General features: G+C 39.4%; 5 protein-coding genes. 2 read left to right on the top strand and 3 right to left on the bottom strand.

The genetic code is table 11. The features are described 5' to 3' along the window. Together AC6F75_RS14415 and AC6F75_RS14410 are read right to left on the bottom strand one after the other, a co-directional pair. The coding region (locus AC6F75_RS14415) for an Eco57I restriction-modification methylase domain-containing protein (protein WP_500715786.1) at positions 1–2,366 on the bottom strand (2,366 nt) is incomplete at its 3' end. Between the two features lie 516 nt (positions 2,367–2,882). Continuing rightward, positions 2,883–3,068 carry a hypothetical protein gene (locus tag AC6F75_RS14410; protein WP_500715785.1) on the bottom strand — a complete coding sequence of 62 codons (186 nt, stop codon included), beginning with the start codon at positions 3,066–3,068 and terminating at the stop codon, positions 2,883–2,885. Between the two features lie 437 nt (positions 3,069–3,505). Here AC6F75_RS14410 and AC6F75_RS14405 point away from each other — a divergent pair, with 437 nt between their 5' ends. Next, the gene (locus tag AC6F75_RS14405; RefSeq protein WP_500715784.1) at positions 3,506–5,356 is read left to right on the top strand and encodes a hypothetical protein; all 1,851 of its coding nucleotides are present in this window, start codon (positions 3,506–3,508) and stop codon (positions 5,354–5,356) included. Beyond that, positions 5,353–6,132, top strand: coding sequence for an ion transporter (locus AC6F75_RS14400; RefSeq protein ID WP_500715783.1), 780 nt, complete (start codon positions 5,353–5,355; stop codon positions 6,130–6,132). The genes AC6F75_RS14405 and AC6F75_RS14400 overlap by 4 nt, the downstream gene beginning before the upstream one ends. Positions 6,133–6,169: 37 nt before the next feature. Here AC6F75_RS14400 and AC6F75_RS14395 read toward each other — a convergent pair. Beyond that, positions 6,170–6,351, bottom strand: a 182-nt coding sequence (locus tag AC6F75_RS14395) for a hypothetical protein (RefSeq protein WP_500715782.1), incomplete at its 5' end; no start/stop codon positions are given.

Raw genomic sequence — 6,351 nt, 5'->3', positions numbered from 1 at the left:
CCAATCACCACATCAAATCCACCTTTATATTGCGGCGCAAAGGCTTGTTGCAGTGTGCAGGTGAACTGAGCGATGATGGTTTGCAATTCTTTATTTTCAGGCAGTTCATGTTTTATCCTGTTGTTTTGTATGTAAATGAGTGTATTGTGCAATTGCTCCTCTGTTGTGATGGGGTTGGTCCCAAATTTTTGAGTCCACAAACTGTTTTGTTTTTTACCTCTAGCCAAGGGAGCATGCTCACTTGATGACTCTGTTTCTGTTTCATTCGCCAAGGGAGCATGCTCCCTTGACAGTTGCGTTTTTTCGTTCTGTGAAGCCAAGGGAGCATGCTCCCTTGTTGTAGTAGTAGCAGTAGTAGCTGCTGCAGGTGTCGTGATGCCTTGGGCGATATTGACTTGCCGGGCGGTTTTGGCTTTTATTTTTGGTATGATGCGTGGTACTTCGTCTTCTTCACAGACGAGTAGCAGGTGCATATGGTCACTGCAAATGTTGTATGCGGGTATGGTGAGGTGGTCTTCTGCAACGATTTCGGCGACAGTTTGGGTGATGAGGATTTCTTCTTCAAGTGTGAGTTTGGTATAATTGGGATAGGGGTTGGTGCCTAAATCTCTTTTTTCACGCACTTTGTAGTCTATCATTCGTTGACTTGTTCTACTGTCGTATAAGGCTGTGGTGATGTGAAAGGCTTGTTTCTTTTTTTCCTGAAACACCTGTGGGAATTCTTTTTGCCAGTTAAATGCCTTCTCCCCGGCCACAGCGGGGTCGTCAATCAATGAGTTACCGCATTTGATGTTGTTGTTCAGCGTGGTGAGTTTTCTGCCCCGTTGTGCCGTGCGCAACCACAGGGAGAGTTTGGCAATCTCCACGCTTTCGTTGTTGATGTCCACACCAAAAATGTTTTTCTCCAGTATGTGGTTTTCAACTCCCGGAAATTCAAACCGGTGCCCCAACAATTGTGATTCCAGTTCGTCTATATAGCGGTGTTCTTCCATTAAAAACTCCAATGCCTGGTTTAAGAATGCCCCTGAGCCACAGGCGGGGTCGCAAATGGTGAGGTTCAACAACCAATTGCGGTATGACTGAAGGTTTTGGTCCAGGTTTTTGATGAGCTCTTTTTTTCGGTTCCTTCTGCCCTTGGCATATTCTTCATCGATGATGCCCAGCGCGGCTTTCTTTTCTTCACAGAGTTTGCCCACGGTATTGTCAACGATATATTTGGTGATGTATTTGGGCGTGTAAAACACCCCGTCCTTTTTGCGTTTGGTTTTGCTTTTGTCCACCTCCTGCCCCTGCAATTGGGCTGTGATATTTTCAATTTCATTGAGCGAGTTTTCAAAAATATGACCGAGGATGTTGACATCCACTTCGCTTTGAAAATCATAGTTGGTCAATTTCATCACGTGTGCATGGAGCAAGTCGTCATCAATTTTGATGTTGTCCAACACCTCGTCGGGCAAAAACAATCCGCCGTTGTAAGCAAATATATCATCAATGGGTTTTTGTCCCTTTCGCCCGGTATTGATGTAGCCAAAGTATTGCTGGAAGATTTCAAACAAAGGTTTGTAGGCGTCTTCGCGCTTCAGGATTTCAAAGCGTTCAACTATCCGGGAAATGGAATTGGGCGGCAACAAACCGCTGTCTTCGGCAAAAAAGATAAACAGAAAGCGGTCGAGCAGTTTTTGGGTTTCCTTAAAGAGCAACAGTTGATCAAACCCGGCGTTGTTCTTTATCATATTCTGCCACAAATCAATCCTGAAAGTGGCATAATCTTTATACAATTGTTTGGTTATTTGTTCGTCTTTCACCAAACTTTCTTCCTTTACCCTAAGCGGAACGCCGTTCAATAAATTATCGGCACTTAAGCACAGCCAAAGCAATTTAAATTCGGTTTCGGTAAGCGTAAAGAGGTTAAACTCCAAATGCTCCACCGAATGATGAATGAAGAAGCGGAGTTTTTCAAAGTTGGAAGTAATCACATACACACAACCGGCATGGTTGTTTTTGTAATTGAACGCCTGTACATTGATTTTATCGAGGTCTTTGGTGTCTGTTCCTTTGAGTTCGATAACGCCCAGGGCTTTTCCGTCAAGCAGGATGGCACCATCGGCTTTTTTGGCGCCCCGTTCATTTTTTAGTTCGGTGGTTAAATTGAAATCCGGTTGGGGGTTTAGGGTATAGCCCAATATTTCCACAAACAATTCACGCAAAAAGCCTTCCTGGAATTGTTCTTCTTTGGCATTTCTAATGTTTTGCTGAATGTTGGGATTGTGAAAATAAGCGGTAAATTTTTGATAAGCCGCTGTTACGGTTTCCGCATCTTGTACGTTCAGGTGTTTGTTGAGTACCGAATTTTGAAAAAATGCCATGTATGCTCCCTTTTTTATCTATAAAATTACTTAAATGGTTTCAACGGTTTTAAACGGCATATTTTGATGCGGTTTGTTATTTCGTTTGAAATGGAAAAATACAGTTATTTTTTTAACTATCCTCTGTTTTAGGGTGATTTATTGAGTGGAAATGGGTTGATTTTGTGATGTACCCTCCCTATGTGCCGAGTAGGTGGGGAGGGTACTTCGCAGCCTTCTTTTCTATAATAATCTCCCAAATCCCCACCCCCCTTTTTGTCATCCCGATCCGCCAAAGGCGGAGAGGGATCTCATCTGGGTAAACACGTGCTGCTGAGCAATGGTGACGTGAGCAACGGGACGTGAGCAACGGGACGTGAGCAACGGGACGTGAGCAGCAGGGTGCGATTCCTCGCTGCGCTTCGGGATGACAAAACAACCGGGGCCTTAGTCACGCCGACTTCACTCCTTTTTGTCACGCCGATCCGCCAAAGGCGGAGAGGGGTCGCATCTGAGTAAGCACGCACTGCTGGGCTTTTAAATTTGGATATAATTCATTTTTTGCAATTGAATTTCAAGATCCCCGCCTTCGCGGGAATAGTATTTGAGCAGCGGTATGTGAGCAGCAGGGTGCCAGCGCGGCAAACCGGCACCTTCGCCTTTGGCTGATTCGGAATGACAAAACAACCCTCTCAAACCTTCCGTGTTTACAGGCGTTACCACTGCCTGTACAGAAAAGTTGTCGCGGCTGTACAGAGAAATTATTATGTCTGTACAGAGAATTTGTCGCGGCTGTACAGAAAAGTTGTCGCGGCTGTACAGAGAAAAAAATACCCATTCAAAAAGGCTGTATATGGGGTATTAGTAGATTTTTACTGTTGCATTTATAAACACCGGAACGGCTTTTATTAGAAGAATTAACACCAAAACAGAAAAAAACGCAGCAAAAAACACAAAGTATTTTGAGTGTTGGAACGTGTTGGAACACCAACTCAATAACTCACAAGCTCAATAACTCACAAACTATTATGGGAGGGTTTTAACATTTTTAACTATATTTGTTTTAGCCTCTGTAGCTTTTTATGTAAAAGAAGATAGCAAAGGAAGCATTATCCCCTTTTTAACTATCCCCACTAACAACTAAAATACTTAATTCAATCATGAAGTTAGAACACTTATTAGACCGTTTAAATTCGTTTGAAAAAAACGCATTTCTTAAAATCGTTGATGGGATAATAGCTGAAAAACCAAAAAACTTTAAGGAAATTGATAGGATATTGTCTGATAATAATAGAGACCTTAAAAGTGTTGACAATACTATTATTTCTGCTGTATTTGACCTTGTTAAAGATGAATTTGCTTCAGTGATTAAATATGAGTTTGTAAATACTTCATCTCAGCTAGATATACTTATTGATATAATAATCAGGGATGGCAATTGTATTATGAAACGTGAATGGTTTGCCCAACTTTATGAAGAAGAATTAAAAAAACTCCAAGGTAAATTAAACAACTTCAAAAAAGCCCTTGAAAATGAAAAGTCTGAAATACCGGAAAAAAGAAAAAGGGATTACAAAATTTACAAAGCTTGTGTAGAAACAGCTTATACCAATGACGAGCTAAACAATCAAGACAAAAAAATCACTACTGATGAATTGTCTATTTTGTTGACATTGTCACAACAAATGGGATTATCACAAGAAGAAGTAAAACTGATTAATTATTTGATTTTACCCATTGACAAGCAAGATATTGACATAGTAATTAATGAATTAAGAAACATAGGTGTCGTTTTTTATTCTAAAAAGCACAATATTGTTTATGTCGCTGATGAAGTGGTGAGAATAATGAGAAAACTAAGAGGGAAAGAGGTTGCAGATAAATATTACCGACGAATATTGAGACAACTCCGTGAGCCGCAAATCAATATGATATGCCGTGAACACGGTATTGACTGGAGAATGACATTAGACGAAAAAACAAAAAAAATAATCAATGAGGGCATTTCTTTAAGTGATGTGCTCTCCAATGACATACACAAGGAAGGAATAACCCTAACCGAAAAGAAAAAGTTTATCAATGATTTTTGTGACAAGCAGCTTAAGCTCGGTCAAACAATAAAAGGTACAGTCATCGAGGAAAAAATACAAAATCTCATACTGTATTTTGAAAGCCTTGAAAAAGATGAAAAAGTTGGTATTTCAACAGATGGTTATGAAAAGTTGGTCATTGAATTGGGTGAAAACATCAAAGGCTTAAATCAACTCATTAGAAAAGAATTTCAATTGCAGGAAGAAAATGTTCTCAAAAGTGCTTATTTGCTTGACTTTAATATCAAACCGAGGGATATTATCGAATTGATACCCGCAAAAGATCTTACGGAGTTTTGCAAACTAAAAGAAATCAAAACAAGGGGAGATAGTATAGACAATATTCTGGATGCTTATAAAGACACCGAAAATATGTTTATTGAAAACTATGAACACATAGGTTCTCGCAATCTGGCAGTATTGAAAGAAAATGGCATATTAATAAAAGAAGCAGAATTGGGTGTCAAGTTTGAGGAAATTACTAAAAACATCTTAAAGAAACTTGGCTTTCACGTTGACGATGAACTCAGAAAAAAACTCAATACCAATAAAGATAAAATCGATATTATTTTAAATCTGGGGAATAACGATTTGATTTTGATTGAATGCAAAACAGCAAAAGAAAGCGGTTACAATAAATTTAGTGCAGTTTCAAGACAGTTAAAGTCTTACGCCGGTCTGGCAGAAAAAAACGATTATAAAGTCGTAAAATCATTATTGATAGCACCTGAGTTTTCTGACGATTTTATTAATGAATGTGGTATTCAATATGATTTGAACCTCTCTTTGATTGCAGCTTCTACACTCGCTAAAATTCTTGATGGGTATAAAAATTCAAAACTCAAAACGTTTCCACATAACTTATTGATGCGCGATGTCTTGATTCAGGAAGAACGTGTTCTTAAAGCAATTGGTAAATGATAAAATCCTTACTTCTCAACGACCGGTTTATACTTATTTTAATCCTGATCAATGTAGCCATATTATTTGCCACCGGCTTTCTTTTGCCGGAGGGTTTACTCGACAAACTGCACATTGCAGACCATCTGATTACGATAGTATTTGTTGCAGAAATGGCTGTAAAGCTGCATGCATATACTGTGAAAGGCTATTTTAGAGACAACTGGAACAAATTTGACTTTATACTTGTTATAATGGCTGTGCCGGCTTTGCTCACTTGGGTGCTACCTGTTGAGTTACTCTCACTTGACTTTTTATTGGCACTGCGTACACTAAGGGTATTTAAGTTTTTCAGGTTTATTCGTTTTGTGCCCAATATTGAAAAAATCATCAGTGGGGCTTTTAAAGCTGCCAAAGCATCTTTGCTCATACTACTTGCATTCTTTATTTTTAATTTTACAGTGTCACTTATCACTTGTTTTTTGTTTCGTGATAGTACCCCGGAGTTTTTTGGCGACCCACTAATCGCTTTTTACTCCACATTTAAAATCTTTACTGTTGAAGGATGGTATGAAATACCTGATGCCATTGCAGAGGCCACAAACAATAACACCATTGTGTTTTTTACCCGGCTTTATTTTATATGTATCTTGTTTGTGGGCGGTATATTTGGTCTCTCACTGGTCAACTCCATATTTGTAGATGCCATGATTAGTGATAATAACAACGAAATGGAAGCCGACCTCAAACGTCTGGAAGAAAAGATGGATACAGTGTTAGAGCGACTTGACAAATAATAGTTTTTGAGTATTTTGGTAGAATTAAAATTAAAGCCTAAACTAGTACTAACTTTACATTCCCCCTCCCGCGCGAGTCCCCTCGCGTGGTAAGCATTAATTTCACAGTAACTCCTGCCAATGAATAGCAAAACAAGCCATTATGAGCAGAAACCACAAACCTGCCTTGCCGGCAGGCAGGCTCCATAATCCTGAAGGTTTGTATTTTGTATGCTTCGC

The organism is Planktosalinus sp., assembly GCF_059864935.1.
The sequence above is the reverse complement of the archived record's forward strand: the minus strand, read 5'-3'. Positions and strand labels throughout refer to the sequence as shown.